General features: G+C 71.3%; 19 protein-coding genes and 1 tRNA gene. 12 read left to right on the top strand and 8 right to left on the bottom strand.

The window, feature by feature from the left end:
* Nucleotides 1-6: 6 nt before the first annotated feature.
* A complete protein-coding gene (eda, locus tag ACIBK4_RS22140) occupies nucleotides 7-654 on the bottom strand; it encodes a bifunctional 4-hydroxy-2-oxoglutarate aldolase/2-dehydro-3-deoxy-phosphogluconate aldolase (RefSeq protein ID WP_390160598.1) in 648 nt (215 codons plus the stop codon).
* A 116-nt stretch (nucleotides 655-770) separates the two neighbouring features.
* Between eda and ACIBK4_RS22145 the strand changes: the two genes are divergently transcribed.
* Nucleotides 771-1556, top strand: coding sequence for a DeoR/GlpR family DNA-binding transcription regulator (locus ACIBK4_RS22145; protein ID WP_398996666.1), 786 nt, complete (start codon nucleotides 771-773; stop codon nucleotides 1554-1556).
* A 232-nt stretch (nucleotides 1557-1788) separates the two neighbouring features.
* Here ACIBK4_RS22145 and ACIBK4_RS22150 read toward each other — a convergent pair whose 3' ends face one another.
* The gene (locus ACIBK4_RS22150; protein ID WP_398996668.1) at nucleotides 1789-2553 is read right to left on the bottom strand and encodes a sugar isomerase domain-containing protein; all 765 of its coding nucleotides are present in this window, start codon (nucleotides 2551-2553) and stop codon (nucleotides 1789-1791) included.
* A gap of 118 nt (nucleotides 2554-2671) precedes the next feature.
* Between ACIBK4_RS22150 and ACIBK4_RS22155 the strand changes: the two genes are divergently transcribed.
* The 6 genes from ACIBK4_RS22155 to ACIBK4_RS22180 all read left to right on the top strand — a co-directional run bounded on the left by ACIBK4_RS22155 (nucleotide 2672) and on the right by ACIBK4_RS22180 (nucleotide 11957).
* Nucleotides 2672-3556: a MurR/RpiR family transcriptional regulator gene (locus ACIBK4_RS22155; protein WP_318019443.1), complete on the top strand. Its 885-nt coding sequence runs from the start codon at nucleotides 2672-2674 to the stop codon at nucleotides 3554-3556.
* Between the two features lie 133 nt (nucleotides 3557-3689).
* A complete protein-coding gene (locus ACIBK4_RS22160) occupies nucleotides 3690-7934 on the top strand; it encodes an NEW3 domain-containing protein (RefSeq protein WP_398996670.1) in 4245 nt (1414 codons plus the stop codon).
* Entirely contained in the window at nucleotides 7931-8560 is a 630-nt protein-coding gene (locus ACIBK4_RS22165) for a peptidyl-prolyl cis-trans isomerase (protein WP_398996672.1), read from the top strand. Before ACIBK4_RS22160 ends, ACIBK4_RS22165 begins: the two co-directional genes overlap by 4 nt.
* A 129-nt stretch (nucleotides 8561-8689) precedes the next feature.
* A complete protein-coding gene (locus ACIBK4_RS22170; RefSeq protein WP_398996674.1) occupies nucleotides 8690-10060 on the top strand; it encodes an extracellular solute-binding protein in 1371 nt (456 codons plus the stop codon).
* Nucleotides 10060-11076 (top strand): carbohydrate ABC transporter permease, encoded by a 1017-nt coding sequence (locus ACIBK4_RS22175; RefSeq protein ID WP_398996677.1) that lies wholly within the window; start codon nucleotides 10060-10062, stop codon nucleotides 11074-11076. The genes ACIBK4_RS22170 and ACIBK4_RS22175 overlap by 1 nt, the downstream gene beginning before the upstream one ends.
* The gene (locus ACIBK4_RS22180) at nucleotides 11073-11957 is read left to right on the top strand and encodes a carbohydrate ABC transporter permease (RefSeq protein WP_398996679.1); all 885 of its coding nucleotides are present in this window, start codon (nucleotides 11073-11075) and stop codon (nucleotides 11955-11957) included. Before ACIBK4_RS22175 ends, ACIBK4_RS22180 begins: the two co-directional genes overlap by 4 nt.
* Here the strand turns inward: ACIBK4_RS22180 and ACIBK4_RS22185 are convergent.
* Nucleotides 11947-14256 carry a glycoside hydrolase family 3 N-terminal domain-containing protein gene (locus ACIBK4_RS22185; RefSeq protein ID WP_398996680.1) on the bottom strand — a complete coding sequence of 770 codons (2310 nt, stop codon included), beginning with the start codon at nucleotides 14254-14256 and terminating at the stop codon, nucleotides 11947-11949. The genes ACIBK4_RS22180 and ACIBK4_RS22185 overlap by 11 nt on opposite strands.
* On the bottom strand, nucleotides 14253-15263 hold the full coding sequence (locus ACIBK4_RS22190; RefSeq protein WP_398996682.1) for an N-acetylglucosamine kinase: 1011 nt from the start codon (nucleotides 15261-15263) through the stop codon (nucleotides 14253-14255). The genes ACIBK4_RS22185 and ACIBK4_RS22190 overlap by 4 nt, the downstream gene beginning before the upstream one ends.
* Nucleotides 15264-15278: 15 nt before the next feature.
* Here ACIBK4_RS22190 and ACIBK4_RS22195 point away from each other — a divergent pair, with 15 nt between their 5' ends.
* Nucleotides 15279-16565 (top strand): glycosyl hydrolase, encoded by a 1287-nt coding sequence (locus ACIBK4_RS22195; protein WP_398996684.1) that lies wholly within the window; start codon nucleotides 15279-15281, stop codon nucleotides 16563-16565.
* Nucleotides 16566-16568: 3 nt separating this feature from the next.
* Here ACIBK4_RS22195 and ACIBK4_RS22200 read toward each other — a convergent pair whose 3' ends face one another.
* Complete coding sequence (locus ACIBK4_RS22200) at nucleotides 16569-18047, bottom strand: glycoside hydrolase family 3 protein (protein ID WP_398996686.1); 1479 nt, start codon at nucleotides 18045-18047, stop codon at nucleotides 16569-16571.
* A 305-nt stretch (nucleotides 18048-18352) separates the two neighbouring features.
* Between ACIBK4_RS22200 and ACIBK4_RS22205 the strand changes: the two genes are divergently transcribed.
* From ACIBK4_RS22205 to ACIBK4_RS22215, 3 genes are all read left to right on the top strand, one after another.
* On the top strand, nucleotides 18353-19378 hold the full coding sequence (locus ACIBK4_RS22205; RefSeq protein WP_398996688.1) for a YbhN family protein: 1026 nt from the start codon (nucleotides 18353-18355) through the stop codon (nucleotides 19376-19378).
* 87 nt (nucleotides 19379-19465) lie between these two features.
* Nucleotides 19466-19537: transfer RNA gene (locus ACIBK4_RS22210), tRNA-Lys, on the top strand.
* Nucleotides 19538-19540: 3 nt separating this feature from the next.
* Nucleotides 19541-21925, top strand: a complete 2385-nt coding sequence (locus tag ACIBK4_RS22215) for a hypothetical protein (RefSeq protein ID WP_398996690.1) — start codon at nucleotides 19541-19543, stop codon at nucleotides 21923-21925.
* A 53-nt stretch (nucleotides 21926-21978) separates the two neighbouring features.
* On the opposite strand, the gene ACIBK4_RS22220 is transcribed toward ACIBK4_RS22215, so the two are convergent.
* Nucleotides 21979-22602, bottom strand: a complete 624-nt coding sequence (locus ACIBK4_RS22220) for a TetR/AcrR family transcriptional regulator (RefSeq protein WP_398996692.1) — start codon at nucleotides 22600-22602, stop codon at nucleotides 21979-21981.
* Between the two features lie 173 nt (nucleotides 22603-22775).
* Here ACIBK4_RS22220 and ACIBK4_RS22225 point away from each other — a divergent pair, with 173 nt between their 5' ends.
* On the top strand, nucleotides 22776-23234 hold the full coding sequence (locus ACIBK4_RS22225) for a cupin domain-containing protein (protein WP_398996694.1): 459 nt from the start codon (nucleotides 22776-22778) through the stop codon (nucleotides 23232-23234).
* A 32-nt stretch (nucleotides 23235-23266) separates the two neighbouring features.
* Here the strand turns inward: ACIBK4_RS22225 and ACIBK4_RS22230 are convergent, their stop codons facing one another.
* A complete protein-coding gene (locus ACIBK4_RS22230; RefSeq protein ID WP_398996696.1) occupies nucleotides 23267-24775 on the bottom strand; it encodes an NADase-type glycan-binding domain-containing protein in 1509 nt (502 codons plus the stop codon).
* Nucleotides 24772-25338 (bottom strand): phage tail protein, encoded by a 567-nt coding sequence (locus tag ACIBK4_RS22235; protein WP_398996698.1) that lies wholly within the window; start codon nucleotides 25336-25338, stop codon nucleotides 24772-24774. The genes ACIBK4_RS22230 and ACIBK4_RS22235 overlap by 4 nt, the downstream gene beginning before the upstream one ends.
* Nucleotides 25339-25365 lie beyond the last annotated feature (27 nt).

The raw sequence follows: 25365 nt of genomic DNA on the forward strand, positions 1-25365 counted from the left end.
CGGGAGTTACGCCCGCGCGCCCTCGATGGCCCGCAGCATCGTCGTAGCGGCATCCGTGACGTGGCGGTAATCGCCGTCCGCGCGGGCCGCCTTGGTGACGAAGCTGCCGACGCCGACCGCGACGACTCCGGCGTCGAACCACTCCTTGACGTTGTCGGCGGTGACGCCGCCCGCGGGCATGAGCGGGGCCTGCGGGAGGGGGGCGCGGACCGTGCGGACGTAGGACGGGCCGACGAACTCGGCGGGGAAGAGCTTCACTATGTCGGCGCCGGCCTGCATGGTGTCGACGATCTCGGTCGGGGTGTAGGCGCCGCTGACCGTGACGGCCTGGTAGCGGTTGGCGGTGGTCAGCATGGCCGGGTTGAGGTTGGGGCTGACCAGGAGGCGGGCGCCGGCCGAGAGGCACTCGTAGGCGGAGTGCTCGTCCAGGACCGTGCCGGCGCCGACGAGGATGCCGTCGTCGCCGTAGCGCTCGGCGAGCTTGTTGATGACGTCCAGCGCTCCGGGCACGGAGAGGGTGATCTCCAGGGCCCGGATGCCGCCCTCGATCGCCGCTTCCGAGACGGCGAGGGCTTCCTCGGCGCTCTCCAGGCGGACGATGAGCAGCGCGCCCGTGCCGGTGATTGATTCCAGGGCGTTAAACTTTGTTACCATGGGAGCACACGTTAGAACATGAATTCACACGTTGTCACGCCCCTTGTCACACGAAGTTAGGCTGACCCCGGCGAGCCGCCACCATCACCGCGCTGTCCCGGCTTCGAGGAGACGCATTGAGCAGGGCACCCCTGATCCCCGAGCAACGCCATCAGGAGCTGCTGCGCCTGCTGAGGGGCAGCGGGGTGCTGAGCATCCACGACCTGACCGCGGCGCTGAACGTCTCGCACATGACGGTGCGCCGGGACATCACCGCGCTGGAGAAGAGCGGCCAGGTGGTCTCGGTGCAGGGCGGCGTGCGGCTCGCGGACTGGAGCGGCCATGTGCCGCCGCGCGAGCGGGCCTCACGCGCGGCGCTGGAGATGCCCCGCAAGCAGGCGATCGCCGGGCGGGCGGCGGAGCTCGTCGAGGACGGCATGGTGGTGTTCCTCGACGCGGGGACGACCTGTCAGTCGGTCGTACCGTTCCTGGTCGGCCGCAAGGACCTCACCGTCGTCACCAACGACTTCCACGCCGTGCTCGCCCTGTGCGAACTGCCGTCCGTGAACACGGTTCACACCGGTGGCGAGGTCGATGTGTCGAGCGGTTCGAGCAGCGGGCCCCTCGCGGCCAGGACGGTCGGCGCGATCAACATCGACCTCGCCTTCCTGAGCGCCGGCTCCTGGGACCTGGCCCACGGCATCACGAGCTTCTCGATGGACAAGGTGCTGCTCAAGCAGGCGGTGATGGAGGCGGCCGGCTCGGTCGCGCTGCTCGCCGACAGTACGAAGTGGGGCACGGTGGAGCGGTTCACCGTGACCGGGCTCGACCGGCTCGACACGGTGGTGACCGACGAGGGCCTGCCGTCGGCGGTGGTCGACCGCATCACGGAGGAGGGCCCGGAGGTGCTCCGCACAAGCTGAGCGCGGCCTTCGGCACAGGGCGAACACCGGCCGAGTACCGGCGCAGTACCGGCTGGCCCCCATTGAATGATGCATTCACCGCGTCTAGCATCACTCGGTGATTCCAGCAATTCCCGTCTGACTCCTGCGCGTTGACGGGAGACGTCGTGGCGGGGGACGTGACGACGACGAGCGGCCGCGGCCCGGTTCCGGGGGCTCCGGCCGCTCGTCTCCACCGCGCCGTTACGTCAACTCAGCTCGCGGTACGGCGAATTCGCCCCTCGTACCGCTTCTCCAGCTCCAGGTTGCCCTCGAAGCCGCCGGGCACATTGGCCGAGACGTATACGGGCGGGCGCTCCCCCGAGGCGAGCAACTGCGCCGCCGCCTCCGCGACCGACAGCTGTACGAGCATCGCGCCGGTGAGTGTGGACAGGGCGCAAACGGCGCCGCCCGTGGGGAGTTCGAGGAGGGCGTCGCCGCGCGGGGCCGCGTTGTCGAGGACCACGTCGGCGAGGTCGACGAGCTTCTTGCCGCTCGGGTGACCGGCCGGGACGGCGTGGGTGTGGGCGAGCGAGGTGATGGCCAGCAGCCGGTGGCCGCGCTCCTTCACCCGCAGGGCCATCTCCACGATCACCTTGTTCACACCGGAGTTGGAGATGATCACGAAGAGATCCTCGGGGCGGGGCTCGGCGAGGTCGTAGAGGCGTTCGGCGATCCCGGCCTGCCGCTCCAGCAGCGGATCGTCGAGAACACTCGGGGCGTCACCGCCGTAGAGGACGAGGTCGGCGATGCTGAGGCGGTTGGTGGGCACCAAACCCCCGGCGCGGCCCGCGAGTTCGAGGACCATGGCCTGGGAGTGGCCGGTGCCGAAGGCCTGGATGACGCCGTCCGTGCGGACGCACTCGGCGATCAGTTCGGCGGCGCGGGACACGGTGTCGCGGCTGGACTCGGTGACGTGTTGGAGGACGGCCAGGCTCTCGCGCGCGAAGGTCTCGGCGCTTACGGACTCGGCGGACACGCGATTCTCCCCACCGGTGGATCAAACCACCTATTCTTTCTAGATCAATGAATCAATAAATCACATGCGGTCCTGGTATTCAATCGATGGCCTCTGGGGTGGCTGATACCTTCTGCACATGCCCCCGACAGACGTCACCACCCTCATCCGCACCGAGCTGCCCCGGCTGGCCGGCTCACTGAGGAAGGTCGGCGAGCTGATCCTGGAGGATCCGGCCGCCGTCACCCACTGCTCGGCCGCCGAACTGGGCCGCCGCACCGGCACGTCGCAGGCCACGGTGACCCGGTTCTGCCGGGCGGTCGGCCTCGACTCGTACCAGCATCTGCTGATCGAACTGGCCCAGGAGCGCGGCCGCGGCGAGGTCTCCGACTGGGGCACCGCGGAGATCGGCCCGGACATCTCGCCGGACGACGATCTCGAACGGGTCGTGCAGGTCGTGGGCAGCGCGGACCTCCGCGCGGTGCAGCAGACGATCGACCGGATCGACCTCGACGCGGTCGAGCGCGCGGCCACCGCCGCCGCCCGCGCCCGCCGGATCGACGTCTACGGCATCGGCGGCAGCGGGGCGGTCGCGCAGGAGACCGAAACCCGACTGTTCCGCATCGGCTGCGCGGTGCGCGGCTGGACCGAGGTGCACGCGGCCACGACCTCCGCCGCCCTGCTCACCCCGGCGGACGTGGCCATCGGCATCTCCCAGTCCGGTTCGACCCGCGAGACCATCGAGCCCTTCGAGCTCGCCAAGGAGCGCGGCGCCACCACCATCGCCCTCACCTCCGACCCGCGCTCCCCGCTCGCCCGCGCCGCCGACATCCGGCTCATCTCCTCGTCCTCCGCGACCAGTTTCCCCACCGGCATCATCGGCGCCCGCCACTCCGTCCTGGTCCTCATCGACTGCCTCTACGTCCGCATCGCGCAGCTCTCCTACCAGCGCGCGAGCGCCTCCCTGGCCCTCACCGACCACATCGCCGGGGAGCACACGGTGAAGGCTCGCAGGGGCCGGTGATCCGAGCCGAGACCGGGCCGTGATCTCGGCCGAGTCTGTATGGATGAACCACCGAAGTTACGCGGGGATGGTTGTTTGAATCATCTTCGCGGTGTCAGGATGGGCGCTCCGCCGAGCCTCTGGTAGGAGACCCATGCGCGTCACCGCTGCTCTGTCGACCGAGCTGTTCGTCGGCACCGCCGAGCATCCGCTCCAGGTGGTCGCCGCCGAACTGGCCCATGCCCCCGGCCGGCCGGTCCGCCTCACGGTCGAGGGCCCCGGCCTGCACGGCACCGCGGAGACCACCGTGGGCGAGGACGGCACCGCGCACGTCGAGATACCGGTGACCTGCGACCTCGCGCCCGGCGAGCGGTGCGCGATCGAGGTGACGGCGGCCGACGGCACCCAACTGGCCACGCTCACCGCAGAGTTCACGGCCGCGGAACCCGGCTGGACCATGTTCATGGTCAGCCACTTCCACTACGACCCCGTCTGGTGGAACACCCAGGGCGCCTACACCGAGACCTGGGACGTGGCCGACGACCCGGCCACGACCGGCCTCCCGGCCCGCACCTTCGACTCCCGCGGCCAGTCCGGCATGAGTCTCGTCCGCGCCCACTGCGACCTGGCCCGCCGCGACCCGGCCTACACCTTCGTCCTGGCCGAGGTCGACTACCTCAAGCCGTACTGGGACGCCTTCCCCGAAGAGCGGTCGTTTCTACGGCAGTTGATCCGCACCGGCCGCGTCGAGATCATGGGCGGCACCTACAACGAGCCCAACACCAACCTCACCGGCGCCGAGGCCACCGTCCGCAACGCCCTGTACGGGGACGGCTTCCAGCGCGGCATCCTGGGCGCGACCCCTGAAACCGCCTGGCAGCTGGACGCGTTCGGGCACGACCCGCAGTTCCCCGGCCTGATGGCGGACGCGGGGGTCACCTCCAGCTCGTGGGCGCGCGGACCGTTCCACCAGTGGGGCCCGACCCTGTCGGTGTTCGGCGAGGAACCGCGCGACCCCCAACGCATGCAGTTCCCGGCCGAGTTCAGCTGGATCGCCCCCTCCGGACGCGGCCTGCTCACGGCCTACATGGTCAACCACTACGGCGCCGGCTGGGCGATCGACAACGCCCCCACGCTCCCCGAGGCCGAGGCGGCGGCCCTCAAGCTCTTCACGGGGCTGAAGAAGGTCGCGCTCACCCGCAACGTGCTGCTCCCGGTCGGCGGCGACTACGCACCCCCGTGCCGCTGGGTGATGGACATTCACCGCGACTGGAACGCCCGTTATGTCTGGCCGCGCTTCGTCAGCGCGATCCCCCGCGACTTCTTCGCCGCCGTACGCGCCCAGTTGGACGAGGAGGGCCGCAAGGCGTCCCCGCAGACCCGGGACATGAACCCGGTCTACACCGGCAAGGACGTCTCCTACATCGACACCAAGCAGGCCCAGCGCTACGGCGAGACCCTCCTCGCCGACGCCGAGGCCTGGGCGACCCTGGCCTCGCTCGTCACCCAACACCCCTATCCGGACGCGGCGTTGGACAAGGCCTGGCGGCAGCTGATCTACGGCGCCCACCACGACGCCATCACCGGCTCCGAGTCGGACCAGGTGTACATCGACCTGATGACCGGCTGGCGCGAGCTGTACGACCTGGCCGAGACGGTGCACGCCGACGCGACGGACGCCCTGGCCGGGAAGGTCGCCCAACTGCCGGGCGCCACCGATGACTTGGTGGTGTTCAACGCGGCGACCTGGGAGCGCCGGGACGTACTGACGGTCACCGACCCGGGCCTGGTCCCGCTGGACGACACCGGCCTGCCCCTCCCCGCCGTACGCGACGGCGACCAACTCCACGTCGTCGTACCGGAGATCCCCGGCATGGGCCTCAAGGCCCTACCGCTCGCCGAAGGCTCGGTGCCCGAGTGGACGCCCGGCGAGGGCCTCACCATCCGCAACGAGTTCTACGAGGTGACGGTCGACCCCGCGCGCGGCGGTGGCGTCAGCAGCCTGCGCGAACTTGCCGTGGACGGGCGGGAGTTGCTGCGCGCCGATGACATCGGCAACGAACTGGTCGTACAGGAGGAGTACGCGCGCCACCCGCGTTTCGGTGAGGGGCCCTGGCATCTCACGCCGACCGGGACCACAGCCGCACGCAGCCGGGACGTCACCGCCGACATCGATGTCCGGCACTCCCCCGCCGGTTCGCGAATCACCGTCACCGCCGATCTCGGACTGTTCCGGTACACGCAGCGGTTGACGCTGTGGGCCGGGGTGCCGCGCCTCGATGTGACGACCACCATCGACGGGTACGACGGCGCCGACCGGCTGATCCGGGTGCGCTGGCCGTCCGACGTGACCGGTGGCCTGCCCGTGCACGAGGTGGCGGACGCGGTGATCGGGCGGGGGTTCGGATTCGTCGAGGTCGACAGCGAGCAGTTCCCGTGGACGCTCGACAACCCGGCGAACACGTGGTTCGGGCTGGGGTCCACCGCGCGGGTCGCGGTGCGGGACGAGTCGGGGCAGTTGCTCGGCCACCGGTCGATCGGGGTCGCCGAACTCGTCTACGCCGACTGGGACGACGCCGGTGAACTCGGCGCCCCGCTCGCGGCCGCGCTGGTCCGCGCCGGGGTCACCGCGACCTCGACGATCGCCGGCGGCCCGCGCTACGGCGACCTCGAAGTCGACTCCAATCTCCCGGACTTCCGCATCGCCGTGGGCTCGCCCGAGCGCAACTCCGTTGTCGCCGAGGCCCTCGGATGGGACCCGGCAGCAGGGCGTGAGCTGCGCCGGCAACTGGCCGAGCGTGGTGTGGCGACGGTATGGGTCGCACCGCGTGCCGGGCTGCGCGAGGAGTGGGTGCCCGGGGCCGACCTGCGCGACCTCGAACGGCTTCCGCTGCTCGTCGTCGCGGGCGCCCGCCCCGAGGACGACGCGAAGGCGGTCGACGCGCTGATCGCCGACCTAGACGACGCGGTCCTCACGGCCACGGCGGCGGGCGGCTGCGAGGCGTTGCCGCCGGGCGACGCGTGGGACGGGCGCAGCTTCGCCGTCCTCAACCGGGGCACGCCGGGCTGTGTCGTCACCTCCTCCGGCGACCTGTACATGTCCCTCATGCGCTCCTGCACCGGGTGGCCCTCCGGCATCTGGGTCGACCCGCCGCGCCGTACGGCACCGGATGGGTCGGCCTTCCAACTCCAGCGCTGGACGCATGAGTTCGAGTACGCGGTGGTCGCGGGGGCCGGTGACTGGCGCGAGGCGCAACTCCCTCAGGCCGGGCATGAGTTCAACCATCCTCTTACGGCCCGCCTGCGGACCACTCCGTGTGCCTCTGCCGAACAGGGCTCTCTGCCAAGGAAGTTCGCCCTGCTCGGCCTGGAACCGGCGGGTGAGGTCGTCCTCGACGCGCTCAAGCCGCTCGGCTCTCCGCTCGCCCGGGGCAGCGCGGTACCGGTCGACCCCGGGCGCGGTGTCGTCGTACGGATGCACGAGGTGAACGGTCGGCCGGTGCGGGCCCGGATCCGCGGACCGCGCGACTGGGCCGAGGGCGCGCGGGCCGACGTACTGGAGTCGCCCGGCGAGGAGTTGGCGCCGGAGCGGGACGGCGGGCTCGCCGTCGATCTGACCGGGTTCGAGGTCGCGACGGTGCTGGCGACACCCGGCGAAGCCTCCGAGGCCTCAACCCATCCTGGAATCGCAGCACATGAGCTCGCCCAACCCGTCCACACCCGCTACTGGCTCCACAACTCCGGCCCCGCGCCCCGGGGAAACATGCCGGTGTCGGTGTACCTCTCCCCTGGCACCCTCACCGTCTCCGGCCCCGTCACCGCGACCGTCCGGGTCGGCTCGGAACTCACCGACGCGCCGGTGTCGGGCACGGTGAGCGTCGAGGTCCCGCCCGGCTGGACCGCCGAACCCGCCGAACTGCCCTACGCGTTGGGCCCGGGCGGCTTCACGCTGGCCGAGGTGACCGTGACCCCGCCGCCGGAACCGGAGCCCGGCCGGCACTGGCTCGCGGCCCGGTTGTCGTACGGCGGACAGACGTATGAGGACGTCGTGGCACTGGATGTGGCGGGTGGCCAGCATGGCCCAACGCTCTTGTCCGAGCTGGGAGTTGAGCGGATCAGCGTGCGGGCGGGCGAGCGGGTCCAGGTGCCCGTGACCATCCGCAACACCACCCTCGGGCCCATCAACGGCACCCTCTGGGCCGTCTCCTCGTGGGGCACCTGGGCCGGAGTCGCGCCCGGCTGCCAGGGTTTCACGGTCGCCGGGGGCGCGGAACAGGAATGTCTCATCGAGGTGGACGGCTCGGCGGTGCCGCCGGGGTCGTACTGGCTGCTCGCCAAGGTCGCCTGGAACGGGTGTGTCGCCTACACGGAGGCCGTCGCGCTGGAGGTGACGCCGTGAGCGAGCACGCGGCCGTGGTGCGCGGCAGGACCGTTCCGAAGAGGCGGGTGGACGCGCTGCTGGCGGTCGTACCGGCGCGGGACCGGGAGAGCACCCGGCCGGAAGCGCTCGCGCGGGCCGAGCGGCAGCGTCGGCGGTGGGCGACCCAGGTGGTGGTCATCGACGAGTTGGCCCAACGGGCTTGTGCGGAGCGGAGGTTGGAGCCTCCCGACGAAGTGGCGCCGGACCGGGTGCTCGCGGTCGCCGAGACGGACGTAGCGGATCTCGGCAGTATCGTCGCGGCGGCCCTCGCACACTCCCCGGCGGCCCGGCTGCTGTTGGCCGAGTTGGAGCGCGAGCAGGTGGTCGCGGAGGCGGACGTACGGGACTACTACGACCGGAACCGGGATCGCTTCCTCACCGCGGAGGCGCTGCGGCGCGGTGTCGACCCGTTCGGCGGGGCGTCATCGGAGGACTTTCTGGCGTACGAGCAGGCCCGTGCGGGTGTCGCGAGGGAGTTGCGGCACGTCGCGGGGCGGCGGGCCTTCTTCGGTTGGTTGGACCAGGCCAAGGCCGGCGTTGTGCATGCCGTGGGGCATGAGCACCCGGGCGATCCGGCACACCCGGACCACGAGCACCGGCACTGATCACTACCGGAACCTAAAAGCAACATGGGAACCCATTGACCTCCGATGAATTCTGGTCCACCTTTTCATCAATCGGAGTCGAAGTTGGTTAATTGAACCAGCTGTTGGCTGATGCTCAGGAGGGCAGCGATGCGCACAGGAAGACTGACCGGATCGATGGTGGGGATCATCGTCCTGACCCTGACGGCCGCCGGCTGCGGGCTGTCCGGCAGCTCGGGCGACAGCGACTCCACGGCGGGCGGCTGCAAGGTCGACAAGGGCAACGTCGGGTCCGGGAAGCTCACCGGCGACGTGAAGGGCAGCATCACCTTCCAGACCACCAACCTGAAGAAGGACTTCGGGACCTTCTTCAACGGGGTGATCAAGTCCTTCGAGAAGGCGCATCCCGGGACGTCGGTGAAGTGGATCGACGATCCGGGCGACAACACCTTCACCCAGCGCACCGTGGCCGACGCCCAGGCCTGCACGCTGCCGGACGTCCTCAACCTCAACGCGGAGACGGCGACGGCACTGACGAAGGCGGGCTATCTCCTCAACCTGGGCGTCAAGGACCCCTCGGTCGGCAAGCCGTTCGTCCCCGCGTTCTGGAAGTCCAGCACCTTCAAGGACGCCTCCGGCTCCGCACTGCACACCGTGCTCCCCTGGTACACCGGCGGCATCGTCCTGACGTACAACACCGACCTGTTGAAGAAGGCCGGGATCGATCCCGCGAAGCCACCGACGACGATCTTCGGACTGTTCGCCGACTACGAGAAGATCGCCAAGTCGGCCAAGGGCAAGTACTACGCGACGATGGCCAACCCGATCTGGCGCATCCCGGCGGACTTCGACCAGATGAACATCAAGACCCTTTCCAGCGACGGGAAATCGGCCGTGTTCGCCAACGATCCGCGCACCACGCAGTGGGTCGCCTGGATGGCGAAGCTGTACAAGGAGGGCGCGATGCCGAAGGACTCGCTGTCCTCCAGCAACGACCCGTCCACGCCGTACACGCAGGGCAAGGTCGCCTACGGCTCGACCAATCCGAGCTATGTGCGGTTCGTGAAGCAGAACAGCCCCTCGATCTACGCCAAGACGGCGGTCGGGCAGCAGCCCTTCGACGCGCTCGGCCACACCACCGGCGCCCCGCAGTACATCTCGGTCGCCGCGACCAGCAAACACGCCCCCGTGGCACTGGCGTTCGCGGAGTACCTCACCAACGCCGAGAACCAGACGGCCTGGGCCAAGGACCCGGACGTGGTGATCTTCCCGACCACGACCACCTCGCTGAACGACCCGTTCTTCCAGAAGGTCAGCGGCAACGACCAGTTCGCACAGGCCCGCAAGCTGGTGGCCGACCAGCTCAAGACGACCACGGCCTACCAGACCAACCTCTCCCCGGCCGTGCAGAACGCGATCGTCTCGCAGGTGCAGCTGGCCATGCAGGGCAAGAAGAGCCCGGCGCAGGCCGTCAAGGACGCTCAGGCGAAGGCCAACGAGCTGCTGAAGCAGGCTGGTTGATGGTGGCGACGCAGACCGCGAAGCCGGTGACCGTGCCCGGTGCGGAGGCCGTCGTCTCCGCACCGGGCACGTCCCGCATACGCAAGTTCGCCCGGGCCGTCCTCCCCGGTCCCGCCCCCGGCGCCAACGGGGCGGCCCTGTACCGCCGTTGGTGGCTGCCCTGGCTGTGGACCGCGCCGGCGATCGTCTGCGCGGCGGTGTTCGGGGTGTTCCCGTTCCTCAACACGCTGCTGCTGTCGTTCACGAACGCCAAGCCGCTCGGCGGTGCCGCGAACTTCGTCGGGCTCTCCAACTACACCCGGATGATGGGTGATTCGGACTTCTGGCTGGCGACCCGCAACAGCGTCCTGTACGCCGTGATCGTCGTCCCGCTGATGGTGCTGCTGCCGCTCCTGCTGGCCGTCCTGGTGGAGAAGAACCTCCCCGGCATCGGCTTCTTCCGCTCCGCCTTCTACACCCCGGTGCTCGCCTCCAGCGTGGTCGTCGGCCTGAGCTGGCAGTGGCTGCTGGCGGACGACGGACTCGTCAACACCTGGCTGGAGAAAGCCCACTTGATCCGGTCGGCGATCCCCTTCCTCTCCGACTCCTGGCTGATCCTGCTCTCCGCGATGGGCCTCACCCTCTGGAAGGGCCTCGGCTGGTACATGGTCTTCTACCTGGCCGCCCTCGGGAACGTTCCGAAAGAGCTGCACGAGGCCGCGTCCATGGACGGCGCCGGTGCCGCCCGCCGCTTCTGGCACATCACCGTGCCCGGCGTACGGCAGGCGATGATGCTGGTCGGCACCCTCACCGGCATCGGTTCGCTGCGCGTGTTCACCGAGATCTACATGCTCGGCAGCTCCACCGGCGGCCCCGGCGGCGCCGACCGCACGCTGCCCTTCTACATCCGGGACGTCGGCCTGGACCCCATCACCGGCAACGCGGGCTACGGCTCGGCGGTGAGCGTCGCGCTGTTCGTCCTGACCCTGGGCCTGACCCTGCTGGCGCAGCGCCTCACGAAGGAGGACGAGTCATGACGACGACCGCCGTACGCCCCAAGTCCCGCCGCCTGACTCCGCGTTGGCGCGACTACGGCCGCCCCCGCGAACTCCTCGTCCGCTACCTCCTGTTGCTGCTGGTCCTGGGCCTCACGGTCGGCCCGCTGATCTGGCAGCTCCTGGCCTCGCTCAAGGGCACCGGCGAGGACGTCTTCGGCGCGAACGCCTCCCTGCTGCCCCACCACCCGACCCTGCACGCCTACCGCGAGGTCTTCAGCCAGGTCCCGGTGGTGACGTACATCAGGAACAGCCTGATCGTCGTACTCCTGTCGGTGGCAAGCCAGTTGCTCTTCTCGACGACCGCCGGCTACATGCTGTCCAAGCCCGCCTGGAAGGGCCGCCGCGCGGTCTGGATCCTCCTCGTCGCCTCGATGATGTTCCCCTTCGAGTCGATCATGGTGTCGCTCTTCCTGAGCATCCGCGACCTCGGCCTGGTCGACAGCGTGGTGGGCGTGTGGCTGCCCGGCTTCGTCGGCGCGATCAACGTCCTGCTGATGCGCGGCGCGTTCCTCGCGGTACCGCGCGAGATCGAGGACTCGGGGATGCTGGACGGCGCGAGCGAGTGGCAGCGCTTCCGCTACCTCTATCTCCCGTCCGCGTGGGGCGCGATCATGGTGGTCACCATCAACACCTTCATCAGCGCCTGGGACGACTTTCTCTGGCCCCTGATCGTCCTCCGCTCCGAGGACCACATGACGCTGACACTGGGCCTTTCGCGGTTGCAGAGCTCGTCGTTCGGCTACGACCAGCGCGTGGTGATGGCCGGTTCGGTGATCTCGGTGATCCCGGTGCTGGTCCTGTTCGTCATCACCCAACGCTGGTTCTACAAGGGCGTGTCGGCCGGAGCGGTCAAACTCTGAGGTGTACGACGAGGGGTTCCGCGACGAGCGCCGCCCGGGCTGACTGAGCGACCCGAACCTCCACGGCACCGACCTGCTCCAACTGGTCGGTGCCGAAGCGGATTTCCACCCTACGGCGCTCCCCCGGGGCCAACTCGACCGCCTGGAAGGCGTGCAGTTCGAGCGTGCGCGGCCACACCGGGGTGATCAGCCGCCGGATGTACACCTGGACGACCGAACGCCCGTGCCGCTTACCGGTGTTGGTGACGTCCACCTCGATCATGTCCCCCGCTACGCGCGGCGGACCGTACTCGAAGCTCGTGTACGACAGCCCGTGCCCGAAGGAGTAACGCGGCTCGGCGTCGCCGTCCACGTAACCGCCGTACTCGGTGTCCTTGTGGTTGTAGTAGACGGGGAGTTGGGCCACCGAGCGCGGGATGGACACGGGCAGGCGGCCGGTCGGTTCGGCTCGGCCGAGCAGGACCTCGGCGATGGCCTCGCCGCCCCACGGGCCGGGGTACCAGGCGGTGAGCAGGGCGCCGGCATGTTCGGGGACGACGTGCGGGCGGCCCTGGATCAGGACGACCGCCGTGGGTGTGCCGGTCGCGGTGACCGCGTCCAGGAGGGCGTGCTGGGCCCGGCCCAGGCTCAGGCCCGCGAGGTCGACGCCCTCGCCGCACGTCATCTCCGAAACGGCGTTCCGTGCGGCCCCGTTGGCGTCGAAGTCCGTGTCGGGGGTACGGGCGCTGCTGCCGCCCAGCACCAGCACCGCCAGGTCGGAGGCTGCGGCCGCCGCGACCGCCTCGGGGATGCCGGAGAGGTCATCGCCGGTGAGGGCGCAGCCGGAGGCGTGGCGGATGTCGGTGCCGGGCGGGGCGAGTTGGCGTAGGCCGTCGAAGACGCTGGTACCGGTGCCGGGGTGTTGGGGCGCGGTGTAGTCGCCCAACTGGTGGGCGGTGGTGGCCGATTGGGGGCCGATGACCGCGATGCGGGAGGCGGTTGCCGGGATGGGCAGGACACCGCCGTCGTTGTGGAGGAGGGTGACGGCGGCTCGGGCGAGGGCGGTGCTCAGTTCCCGGCCTTGGTTCGGGGGCGACAACTCGGGTGTGGCGTAGGGCTGTTCGAAGAGCCCGAGTTGGAACTTCAGGCGGAGCACGCGGGCCACAGCCGTGTCGAGGGTCTCCTCGCTCACCAACCCCCGCTCGACCGCCTCCTCCAGATGCGTGAAGCCCTCGTCCCACAGGCTCAGGTCGACACCGGCGTTGAGGGCGAGGGCGCCTGCCGAGACCTTGTCGCCGGTGATGCGGGCCAGGCGGTCCACGGCGAGGCCGTCGGCCATGACCAGGCCCTCGAAACCCCAGTCGTCACGCAGGAGTTGGGTCAGCAGGGCGTGGTTGCCGGAGCAGGGCAGGCCATCGACCTCGTTGTACGCGGACATGAGGGCGGCGGCGCCTGCGCGGACTCCGGCGCGGGCGGCGGGGAGGTGGATCTCGTGGAGTTCACGGAGGCCGAGTTCGGACTCGGCAGAGTTGCGGCCGCCGACGGTGGCGCCCTGGCCGGCGAAGTGCTTGAGGACGACGGGGGCTTTGTCGGGAGCGAAGCGGGCTCCGGTGACCGGCACCTTGTCCGGCGCGAACCCTGCGTCTGCGACGGGGACTTGGTCGCTCGCGGACCCCGCCGTCATGTCGCCCTGCATGCCCCTCACGAGCGCCTCGGTGAGGCGGGCGGCGAGGTGTGGGTCCTCCCCGAAGCACTCCTCCGTGCGGCCCCAGCGGGGGTCGCGGGCGATGTCCAGGGCGGAGACGAGGGCCAAGTGGCCGCCACGGGCGCGGAGTTCGGCGGCGGCGTGGGCGGCGGCCCGCTCGTACAGGTCGGGGTCCCAGGTGGCGCCGACGGCCAGGTTGACCGGGAGGACGGTGCCGCCCAGGGCCATGTGGCCGTGCGGTACCTCCTCGACGAACAGGGCCGGGATGCCGAGCCTGCTGCTCGCGATGACGTGGCGTTGCACCAACTCGGCCAGGGCGGCGCTGTCTTGGGCGCCGGGGCCGTTGGAGTGGTCGACGCCGGACCAGGCGTCGGCGCGGAACAGGCCGTAGAGCGCGCCGAGTCCGGCGAAGCGGTCGGTCTCGGCGCGGAGGGCGTCGGTGAGTTCGAACCCCTCGGGGCTGTCGAGGGTGCGGCGGTAGGCGTTCCAGCCGTACATCCGCTGGTTGAGCTGGCCGACCTTCTCGCGGAGGGTCATCCGGGCGAGGAGGTCGGAAACCCGCACGCCTATAGGGGCGTTGGGGTCACGGTAGACGGGGGTGGTGGCGTCGGTCATCGGCCGTCACCGCCGTACGCGAGCCGGGCGAGCGCGACCGCGCCCCGGCAGCCGTCCGGTACCCAGTCGAGGGTGAGGCCGAGGGCGTGGAGGCGGGCGGTGAGGGGGGTCGTCAGCGGGCCGTCGGGGCCGAGCAGGCCGCCGGTGGCGACGATTCGCTCACCCGGGCCCGGCTCCAACGCCCTGACCGTGTCGGTCAGTTGGTCCGCCGCCTCGTCGAGGATGCCTTCCGCCACGGTGTCCTTCTCCCCCGCCGCCTCGACCACCAGCGGGGCGAACCGGGCGAGGCGGATGGGGAGTTCGGCCATCACGGCGGGGAGGACGTGCATGCGGTAGGCCTCGCGGTCGGCGCGGGACCAGGCGCCGTCGCCCGGCAGGACCTCGTCCGGTACCCCGAGTGCCTGTCCGACGGACCCGGCCAGCACGGTCGTAGGGCCGCGTCCGTCCGCCATGCGCAGCACCGCCCTTACCGCGTTCCGGCCGATCCAGAAGCCGCTGCCGTCGTCGCCGAGGAGCCAGCCGTCGCCGTCCACGCTGGTCGTGGTGCGGCGGTCGGTGATGCGCAGGGCGACCGCGCCGGTGCCGGCGACCAGGGCGAGGCCGTCGGCCGGGGTGCCGGGGGCGGAGGCGAAGGCGGCCTCGATGTCGCTGCAGACGCGGACGCGGTCGGCCGGGATGCCGAGGCGGCGCAGCGCGGCGGTGAGGGCGGCGCGGGCGTTGACGTGTCCCGGTTCCTCGGTGGAGGCGGCCGTGGCGCCGGCGAAGCCGCCGGACACGGCGACCACCCGGGCGCGGGCCGCCGCCGGGACGGCCTGCCCGATCGCCTCCACCAGGTGGTCGGTGAGACGCGGGACCGGGACGGTCAGGGCGTTGCCGGGGCCGGCCGCACCCTCGCCGCACGGGCGCCCGTCCTCGGCGGCGGCCAGGACGACGCGGGTACGGGTGCCACCGGCGTCGAGGCCGACGACGAAGTCACCGGTGAATTCTTGGTTCAAATCATTGCTCATCACTGACTATGGTGGTTGATACATTCGCCCAGTACAAGAGCAAGCGGTACAAGAGCACGCAGTACAAGAAGCAAGACCGGACCTGGGGAGGATCCCATTCCTACGCTCCGCTTCGGCGTCAACTACACGCCGCGCCGCGGTTGGTTCCACTCCTGGCACGACTTCGACCCGGCGCACATCCGCGAGGATCTGGCCCAGATAGCCGGGCTCGGCCTGGATCACGTCCGCGTCTTCCACCTCTGGCCGCTGCTCCAGCCCAACCGCACGTTCATCCGCAGGACCGCCGTGGACCAGCTGGTGCATCTCGTCGACCTGGCGGGCGAGGCGGGTCTCGACGTGCTCGTGGACGGTGTCCAGGGCCATCTGTCGAGCTTCGACTTCTACCCGGAGTGGACCCGCAGTTGGCACCACCGCAACGTCTTCACCGACCCGGGGGCCATCACCGCCCAGGCGGAGCTGATGCGCACGCTGGGCCGCGCCCTCGCCGACCGCCCGAACCTGATCGGCCTCCAACTCGGCAACGAGCTCAACAACTTGGTGGAGCACAACCCGGTGACGGCGGCCGAGGTGGACCACTACCTCGACACCCTGCTCGCCGCCGCGCGCGAACACCTGCCGCCGGACCGCCTGGTCACGCACTCCGCGTACGACGCCGCCTGGTACGGCGACGACCACCCGTTCACGCCGGAGGCCTCGGCCCGCAAGGGTGATCTGACCACCGTCCACCCGTGGGTGTTCTCCGGTGACTGTGCCCGCCGTTACGGCCCGCGCTCCCCGCAGGTGCTCCATCTCGCCGAGTACGGAACGGAGTTGGCCAAGGCGTACGCCACCGACCCCGACCGTCCCGTCTGGGTCCAGGAGACCGGCGCGCCCGAACCGCACATCCCGGCGGCCGACGCCCCGGAGTTCGCGCGGGCGACCGTGCGCAACGCGGCCGAGTGCGCGGGGCTGTGGGGTGTGACCTGGTGGTGCTCGCACGATGTGGACCGCTCGCTCGCCGACTACCCCGAACTCGAATACACGCTGGGCCTGTTCGACTCGGCGGGCCGCCCCAAGCCGATCGCCGAGGCCTTCGCCGAAGCGATCGCCGAGCCGCACACCGTCCAACTCCGCGACACCGCGCTGGTGTTGGACTGCACCCCGGGCACCCGCTCGGTGTCGGGGCCGGGCGGCGCGTACTTCGAGGAGTGGATGCGGCTGCGCGAGGAGGGTCTCCGGCCGGCGGTGGTGCTGGCCGAACGGGCAGATGACGCAGGGTACTTGGCGGCGCGCGGCATCAAGGAAGTCGTACGGCCGACGTGACGGTCACGTGCCCGCCAGGACCTCCGCGACCGCTCGCAGGTTGACCTTCCCCCGGCCGTAGGAGCAGAGGGCGCCGCCCTCCGGCAGCCCCGTGTCGACCAGTACGGCGTCGGGTCGCCAGGCCGCGAGCGTGTCGCGCAGCCGGGCCTCCCAGGGGTGCAGGCCGGCGTCGGAAGTGGCGACGACCAGGGGCGCGCCCGTCCGTGCGATGCCGTCGACGAGGGCGCCGGGGTCGGCCGGTTCCTCGGTGAGCGCGGTGCCGGTGGCCGTGGGGTCGATCGCGCGGAGTTCGGTGAGGAGGTCCTCGCCGCCCCAGTTCAGGGCGGGGTGCGGGGCCGGGAACAGGTCGACGACGTGGGCGCCGCGCAGCGCGGACGGCAGGGTGCGGTTGCGTACCGCGCGGCGGGCCGCCTCCAGGCCGGCGTCCGCGTCCCAGGCGGCGACCGTCCGGCGCGGGGTGGCGTACCGCTCGGCGAGGCGTTGCACCCGGCCCGCCGCCTCCCGGACCCGCTCCTCGGGCAGCACGCGTGAGTGCAGCGCGTCGAGCACGGCGTCCCGGCAGGCCAGGGTGACCTCCAAGTCCGGTACGGCGACGATGACTTGGTCCGCTCCGGCGGCGAGGGCGATACGGGCCCCGGCGGCCTCGCCGTACGCGTCGGCGATCGCCTTCATCTCCAGGGCGTCGCTCACCAGGACGCCGTCGAAGCCGAGTTCGAGGCGGAGCAGATCGCCGAGGATGCGGCGGCTCAGCGTGGCGGGGCGGTTGGCGTCGAGGGCCGGGAAGACGACGTGCGCGCTCATCAGCATCGGCACGCCCGCGTCGATGGCGGCGCGGAACGGGGCGAGGTCGACGAGGAGTTCGTCGTACGGGCGCGGGTCGATCGCGATGCCGTGGTGACTGTCGGTGATCGTGCCGCCGTGACCCGGGAAGTGCTTGGCGCAGGAGGCGATGCCGCGGACGTCGGTGGCGGTGATCCAGGCGCGCAGATGGCGGGCGGCCAGGTCCGGGTCGGCGCCGAAGGAGCGGGTACGCACGATCGGGTTGCGCGGCTGGTGCTGGAGGTCGGCGACCGGGGCGTAGGAGGCGGTGATGCCGAGTGTGGCGAGGTGACCGGCGAGGGCGTCGGCGCAACGGGCGGTCAGGGCCGGGTCGTCGACGACGCCGAGGGCGTAGGAGCCGGGGACCTCCGGGGCACCGGCGTTCACCAAGTGGCCTATGCCGCCGCCCTCGTTGTCTATGGCGACGATCAAGTCGGGGCGGATGGCGCGGAGTTCGTCGGTGAGCCGGCGCACCTGTTCGGCGTCGCGCACATTGCGGGTGAAGAGGATGACTCCGCCGAGGCCGCGGTCGATGAGCCGCTTGAGCGTGTGCGGCACCGCCGTCGCGCCGTCGAATCCGGCGACCAGACAGCGGTGGGCCGCCTCGTCGAGGTCGACGGGGAGGGCGGTTGCGGCGGCGGACGAACGCTCGGCGTGGGTCATAATGGAATTCAAATGGCTCGATCAGCCGAAAGTCAACAAACCGATGGATTGTTGATTCAGGCAATGAACTGGAATGAACTCGAATGATCTGGAGTGGCGCGGGCCCGGCACGGGGATGACACAGAGGACTGGCCCCGTGCCGACACAGGTGATGCGGATGAGCGTTCACTCGCGCCCCACCCGCACCGCACCCCCGCGGCAACCATGCCATTCACGCCATGTATGCCGTCCGCGTCGCCCACCCGCCCGCGCGCCTTCCGCTTCCGGACACCGCGGCGTCATACCGGAGGGGAACGTTTCGCCTCGTGTCCCTGCTTCCGCTCGAAGACATCCCCGGGCCGCTCCCCGCCTCCACCGCCGGCCCCACTCCCGCCCCCGTCCCCTTCCGTCTCCCCTCCGCGGCGCGCCTCGCCACGAAGGTGCTGACCCTGCTGCCCCTGCTGCTGATCGCGGTGTGGGCGGCGGTCGACTGGCGTGCCATGTACGACGGCACGGCCCGGCTCGCCTCCGCCGACCCCTGGTGGCTGCTCGCCGCGTTCTTCTTCACCTGTCTCGGCTGGGGCACCGCAGCCCTCGTCCGCCAGGGCGCCGTGCCCGAGCGGCTGCCGACCGGTCTGCTGATCGCCTCGCAGTTCGCGGCCGGCGCCGCCAACCACGCGCTGCCGGCCAGCATCGGCGCCCACGCCGTGACGCTGCGCTTCCTCCAGGGCCGCGGCATCCCCCTCGCCCGCGCCACCGCCTCGCTCGCCCTGTACTCGCTCGTCAGGCCGATCGCGAAGACCCTCGTGCTCATCGCCTTCCTCATCACCTTCCCCGAGATGCTGAGGTTCGGCCAACTCGTCCCGCGGGGCTGGTCGTTGGTCCTCGCCTTCGGCGGCCTCGGCATCGCGTTCGGCACGGCCGCCCTGCTCCTGGCCGTCGTCCCCCCGCTGCGCCGCCCGGTCCTGCGCTGCTTCCGCACCGCCCTGACCGACGTACGGCAGCTGCACACCATGCCCAGCCGCATCCTCGCCCTGTGGGGCGGGGCGGCGGCCGCGCCGGTACTGCAGGCCACCGTGATCTTCTCGGTCGGGGCCTCGCTCGGCATGCCTCTGTCCTGGGCCCAGGTCGTCCTCGCGTTCCTCGCCGCCAGCACCGCGGTCGGCGCCGTGCCGGCACCCGGCGGGATCGGTCCCGTGGACGCGGCGACGGTGTTCACGATGGTCGCGTTCGGCGCCCCCATGGACCTGGCCACGGCGAGCGTCATCGGCTACCGCGTCCTGACGGTGTGGGTACCGTTGCTGCCGGGGGCGTTGATGCTGTCGGCGCTGGTCCACCGGAAGGTGCTATGACCGACATCCCTCCCGTACATCGACACCCCTTGTCCGTCGAAATCCCCTTGTACGACGGCCCCTTCCGCGTCTAACGTCCCTGCTCATCGGCGTGTAGCTCAGCAGCAGAGCACCGGGCTCTTATCCCGGAGGGCGCAGGGGCAGGACCTGCCACGTCGGCTTATGGACGACGACGCTGACCAGCAGCACCTCACCGCGGCCCCCGGCTATGCCCAGGGCCAGTTAGCCAAGGCCTTCACGACCGCGCTCACCCACGAGGACGCCGACACCCGGCGGCGCGCGGAGGGCCGCGTGCGGCGCTGGCGTGCCGTGCTCGCGGGGATGGCCGGCGGCCTGCTGTCGATCGGTTCGCGCACTCCGGTGGCCGGGCTCCCCGCCTGGGTCACCCCCGAGGTGGTGCACGGCGGCTTCGCCACGGGCACCCCGAGCGCGGGCGGCCCGCTCCAGCCGTACGAGACGCGGCTCGCGGAGCGGTTCGGGGTGCCCGCGGACCGGCGGGCGCTGTTCGCGCACTGTCTCACCGACAGCGGACTCACCTGGCTGTGGGGGCAGTTGAACAGCGGGCGGTACGAGGTGACCGTGCCCGAGGAGGGCGCGCTGCTCACCATGGCGTGGCTGGTACGGCACGGGGAGACGGCCGCCGCCCTTGACCTGGTCGCGGAGTTGGAGCCGTTCGCCGATCAACTCCGGTTCCTGCCCCGCCCGTCGACCGGCCGACCCGCGCCGGACGTCACCGACGCGCTGCACCGCCGTACCGTCTCCGACACCGTGGACCGGCTCGTCCGGCGGCGTCCCAACGCGGCCGTGGAGACCCAGCGCGAGGCGCTCGCCGTATGGCAGCCGTTCGGGGACGAGTTGCTCTCGCACTGGCTGGAGACGGCGGGCGGGGAGGGCGGCCGGGTGCTCGAACTCGCCCCGGACGCCGCCTGGTTGGAGCGCGGCGCCGGTTTGTTGAGCCGATACCGGCAGCTGGCCGAGGAGCACACCCACTGCGGGAAGCACCGTAATCCCAAGCAGAACCTGGGCATTCTGCGTGGCGCGCTGGAAGAGACCGTCGCCGGGCGGACGTTGGACGCGCGGCGGCTCGGGCTGCTGCGGCACGCCGTCGCGTCGATGGTACGGCGGCGCGGTCTGCCGGGCTCGGTCCCGCACACGGAACTGCGCCGCGTACAGCGGGCCCAGGCCGCGCTCCCCTCCCACCACGCCCTGGCGCAGGTGCTGGTGGGCCGCCTCGCCGGGCTGCCCCAGGAGTCGGGCATCGCCGACCTCGCACGCGTACTCGCCCCGGTCTCCGAGCCGGAGCAGCGGGAGACCGGCCTGCCCGCCGGTGCCCAACTCCCGCCCGTGCTGCGGCAGGTGGTCGAAGGCGCACTCAGCGCACCCGTATCCACCCTCGTGGAGCGGGGAGTTGTCCCCTCGGCCGAGGTACTGGCCGCACTGGTACCGCAGTTGGTCGCCGTCGCCACCGCGCGGAGCTACGACGACGCGACGCTCCGGACGCTGATGGCCGCGAACTACCGCGCGTTCCGCAACCGCCGTTCGCTGCTCCTCCTCAACCTGGAGCGACAGGTCCGAATCGAGGAACTGCCCTGGGTACGGGCGGTGTCCGCTCAGCGCGGCGACGGCTCGGCCGAAACGGCGCTGCTGCTAAGGCAGTTGGGCGAGCTGGCCGTGCGGGCGTTCCCCGGCACGATCCTGCCCAACCCGCTCGTGCGCGAACTCGGCGTCCTCGCCCGCCAGTCGAAGCTCGGCGCCCCGCTCGTGGAGGAGCTGGCCGCCGACATCTTCATGGACGCCTTCGGCCCCAAGTTCCTTGTGGCGGCCGGGATCGCGGGCGAGTTGCTCGGCGGTTCGCTGTACGAGCGGTACTACGGCATCGACTACGGGGCGATCCGCGACCTCGCGATCACCGAGGCGACCGAATCGGCCGACCGGGGCCGGGCAAACGGCGCCGGACCCCGTACGTCCCCGGGGTTCGCGCGACTGTGCGCGGAGCGGGCCGCGGCGGCGTCCTCGGCTCCGGACCGGTCCACGTCCGGTTCCATGTCCGGTTCCTCGTCCGGGTCCCGGGTGGCGGCCAACGGCAAGGTGATCGAGCAGTCCCAGATCCTCACCACGCACAACCTGGCCACACTGGTCCACCGGGTCGGCATCGCCCCCGAGCCCGGGTGGGCCGACCTGGCGCGCCGCTGCTTCGGCACCGTGTGCCGACTGACGGCCCGGGTGCACCGCAACCCGTGGCCGTACCCCACGATCAAGGACACGGCGTACGCCTGGCGGCAGCTGGTGTTCCACCTGTCCCTCTGCCCGCCCGCCGAACAGCGCCGCGTACTCGACGAGTTGGACGCGGAGGTGACCCGGCACCCGGCCCACGTCACCGGCCGTCTCCCGCCCGCACTGGCCGGGCTGCGGCTGGTCGCGGACGGGGGCACCTTCGCGCCCGACGGCACGGCGGACGAGGGCCGCGCCCGCCGACTCCTCGGCTGGACCACGGACGGCCACTGGCTGGCGACGGACCCAACCGCCTTAGGAAAAAAGGGCAGTTGAAAGCCCGGCGCGTAGGAACAAAGGACAGTTGAGAGCTCGGTGCGCAGGCCCCGCTAACTCTCCGCCGCCTCCGCGGCCTTGCGCACCGCCGCCTCCGTCAGGGTCTTCGCGGTGGCTACGGCGCTGGTGATCGCCTCGTCGGGGGTGAGGCCGCACTGGTCGGTGAGGGTGAAGAGGGCGTCCGAGGCCATGACCACCGCGAGGCCCCGCTTGAGCTGGGTGAACGCGTCCGGGTCGGTCTCGCCGAGGGTGGCCGTCAGGGGGGCGAGGGCGTGGTCGATGAGGCCGAAGCGGATGCCGGGGCGCATGTTCGCCGCGTCGGGGCGGACGATGGTCGCGGCCATCATCGCGCGCACCCCGCCCTGCCGGGCCAGGGTGCCGCGGAGCAGGAACTCGCAGGCGAACGCGATCCGTTCGACCGGATCGCGGGAGTCGGCGACCGGGCCAAGCGCGTCGACGGGGTCGGGCCAGACGCCGGCCAGGGCCTCGCCGATCAGGGACGGCAGGTCGGGGAAGTAGCGGTAGGCGGTGGCCTCGGAGACCAGGGCGACGCGGGCGACCTCGGGCATCGTCACCTCGCTGCCCGTGCCGATCAGCCCCCGGGCCGCCTCGACGATCGCCGTACGGGTGCGCTTCTTCTGGTTGCTGCGGCCCGTGTCCGTCTGTGCTGTCGCCATCGGTGCGTCACTTCCCCGTATTCGCTCGTCGCTGTCGTCCGTCACCCCTACATTATCACGCTCAGCTCTCATTGTAAGAGTGAGCTTGCATAACGAGAGGTGCCCGACTAGCGTCCGTAGGGCGCGCCACCGCGACGAGCGCACAACTGGCGCCACACACAAGGGAGTCGGCGATGAACGAGGTTTCCGTGGTCGGTCCGGACGACGGCGAGTCGATCCGGCTGGGCCCGGTCACGATGCGCATCCTGGAGGACGGCAGCACCACCGACCACCGGCTCGGCATCGGCGAGATCACCCTCGCCCCGCACACCCAGGGCCCGCCGCAGCACCGCCACGCCCAGCACGACGAGGGCTTCTACGTCGTCTCCGGCACCGTGCACTTCACCGTCGGCGAGACCGTGCACATCGCCCCGGCGGGCACCCTCGCGATGATCCCGCCGGGTGCCCCGCACACCTTCGCCAACCCCGGCGACGAACCGGCGGCGATGATCAACACCTTCACGCCCGACCTGTTCGTGCAGTACTTCCGCGACCTGCGGGACATGATCGCGGGCGGCCGGGAGTTCAACACCGAGTCGACGATCGAGACGATGAGCCGCTACGGCACGGTCCCCGCGACCGACTATGCGTAAATCACCGCACGGGCCGCTTTATTGACTGCCCGTCAGGAATTGCCCGAGTTCGACGGGCCGAAGAACTCGATCTCGGCGATGGCCACTTGCTTGCTCCCGGAGGTTCCGTAGGCGGACTCGATGGTGAAGCGGACCGACGTGACCGTGCCGACGCGGAAGGAGCGGCGCTGGGCTCCCGCCCCCTGGTCCAGGGTGATCTCGCGGGTGATCGTCTTGCCCTTGGCCGTGGTGATCACCGCCTGGATCCGGTGCGGGAGCGCCGACTGGCCGATCTGGTCGGGGCGGGTGGAGACACCCGGGGTGATCATCAGGTCCAGCAGCCGCGTCGGTTCGTCGAACTGCGCCTCCAGCCACTGCCCCGTGCCCGCCTGGCTCACGCCCGGCCCCCACCAGGTGTTGTTCAGCCGGTCGAAGGCCAACTCCGGCTTGTGGCCCGGGAAGGAGCGCGAGGCGCTGACGCGGTCCGGGTAGACGGGGGCGCGCTTGGCGAAGTGGTCCTTGGTCGCGTCCACGGCACCCGGGATGTTGACGGCCAGCACGATCAGCAGGGTCAGCACGATCGCGGCGCCGAGCCAGCTCAGCACGCGGTCGAAGGTGCGGCGCAGCCGGGGCCGGTCCCCCGCCCACGGGATCTCGCCGTTGCGGAACGCGAGCAGCCGCCGCCACCAGGGCAGCCGGCCGGGGGCGCGCTCGTCGCCGGCCATGGGCATCGCGCAGCGGGCGCAGTAGTGCCGGTCGGGGCGGTTCGCCGTGGCGCACCAGGGGCAGGGCACTCCGCCGGCGGCGCCGGGTTCGACGCCGGGTGCCCGTACGGACTGGGGGCGCGCGGCGACCGGGCGGCCGGGCAGCACCGGGGCCACCGAGGGGGCCGGGCGGGGCTCCGGGTCGGAGACCGGGACGAGGAGCCGCCGGGCGCGCTCGGCCTCGGACTCCCGGTCCGGGTCCGGTCCCGGTTCCGGGGAGGTGGCGGGGACCGGTTGGGTGGGGGCGGTGTCGGTCGTGGACGCGGTACGGGGGACGGTGCCCGCGTCCCGGTGACCGTACGGCGCGTCGGGCGTGGGTGCCGGGTCCGTGGCCGGGTGGGGTGCGGGGTGGGTCGTAGAGCTCCCGGACGGGTGGGTCGTAGCGGCGCCGGATGCGTGCGGGGTCGTAGAGCCGCCGTTCGCCTCGCCGCTCGCCGGCTCCTGACGGGTGCCCGCGCCGACCGGGTCGTACGAGCCGCCGGCGGCGAGGGCGTCCAGGCGCAGCGACAGGGCGTCGAGTCGGGCGGCGGGGTCGTCCGAGCCCGAACTCCCTTGCCCTGACGGCTCGTTCGTGCTCAGCGTGTCCCGGCGGGTGCGGGGCGGGCCTGCGCTGTCGGACTGGGGGAAGGCGTCCCAGCCCGCGTCACCGCCGTCGGCTGCCTCGCCGCGTTCGGCCGGGGCCCCGGTGCGGGCGCCCGCGCGGTCCGTCCAGCTCAGGACGGCACCGCAGGCGTCGCAGAACGACTGGCCCGGTTCCGCGCGGGTTCCGCATTCGGCGCAGCTCTGGGTGGTCGTCATCTCTCGGGGTTCCTTTCGGGGAGCACGGAGGCGGTCACCTGGACCGTGTACGGCATATGGGCGGGACGGGCCGCCGCCACGAGGGCGTCGAGCCGGTGGGTGTCCAGGGTGGTCGGCGCGGGCAGCCGCAGGTGGACGTGGAGCCGGGGGCTGCGTTCGCCGGGTACCGGCCCGAGGGGGCGGGCGTTCCAGTCGGCGGCGCCGCTCTCGGTGATCTCCGGTTCGTACCCGAAGGCGAGCCGGACGGCCTCGGCCAGTCCGCGCCGGGTGCCGCGAATGCGGTGGAGGTACGTCGCTGCGGCTACGGCGGCCCGCAGCCGCTCCTCCGGTTCGCTCCCGTCGGTCTCGGCACCGACCCAACTCCCCAGCCATTGAACGAAGTCGAGGGGTGCCAGCGACGGCCGGAAGTACGTGTCGAGGCAGTCCAGGACACTCAGGATCGGTGCTACGACCTCGTCGAGCCCGGCGACGAAACGCTGGGCGAGGTCGTCGTCGGCGAACACGGCGGGCAGCATCGCTCCGATGGGTGCGGACGAGCCGAGCCCGTCAACTGATCCCCTCAACACACGCCTCCCTGGCGGGAGTTGGCG

This window comes from Streptomyces sp. NPDC050528 (genome assembly GCF_044457795.1).
Lineage (GTDB): Bacteria > Actinomycetota > Actinomycetes > Streptomycetales > Streptomycetaceae > Streptomyces.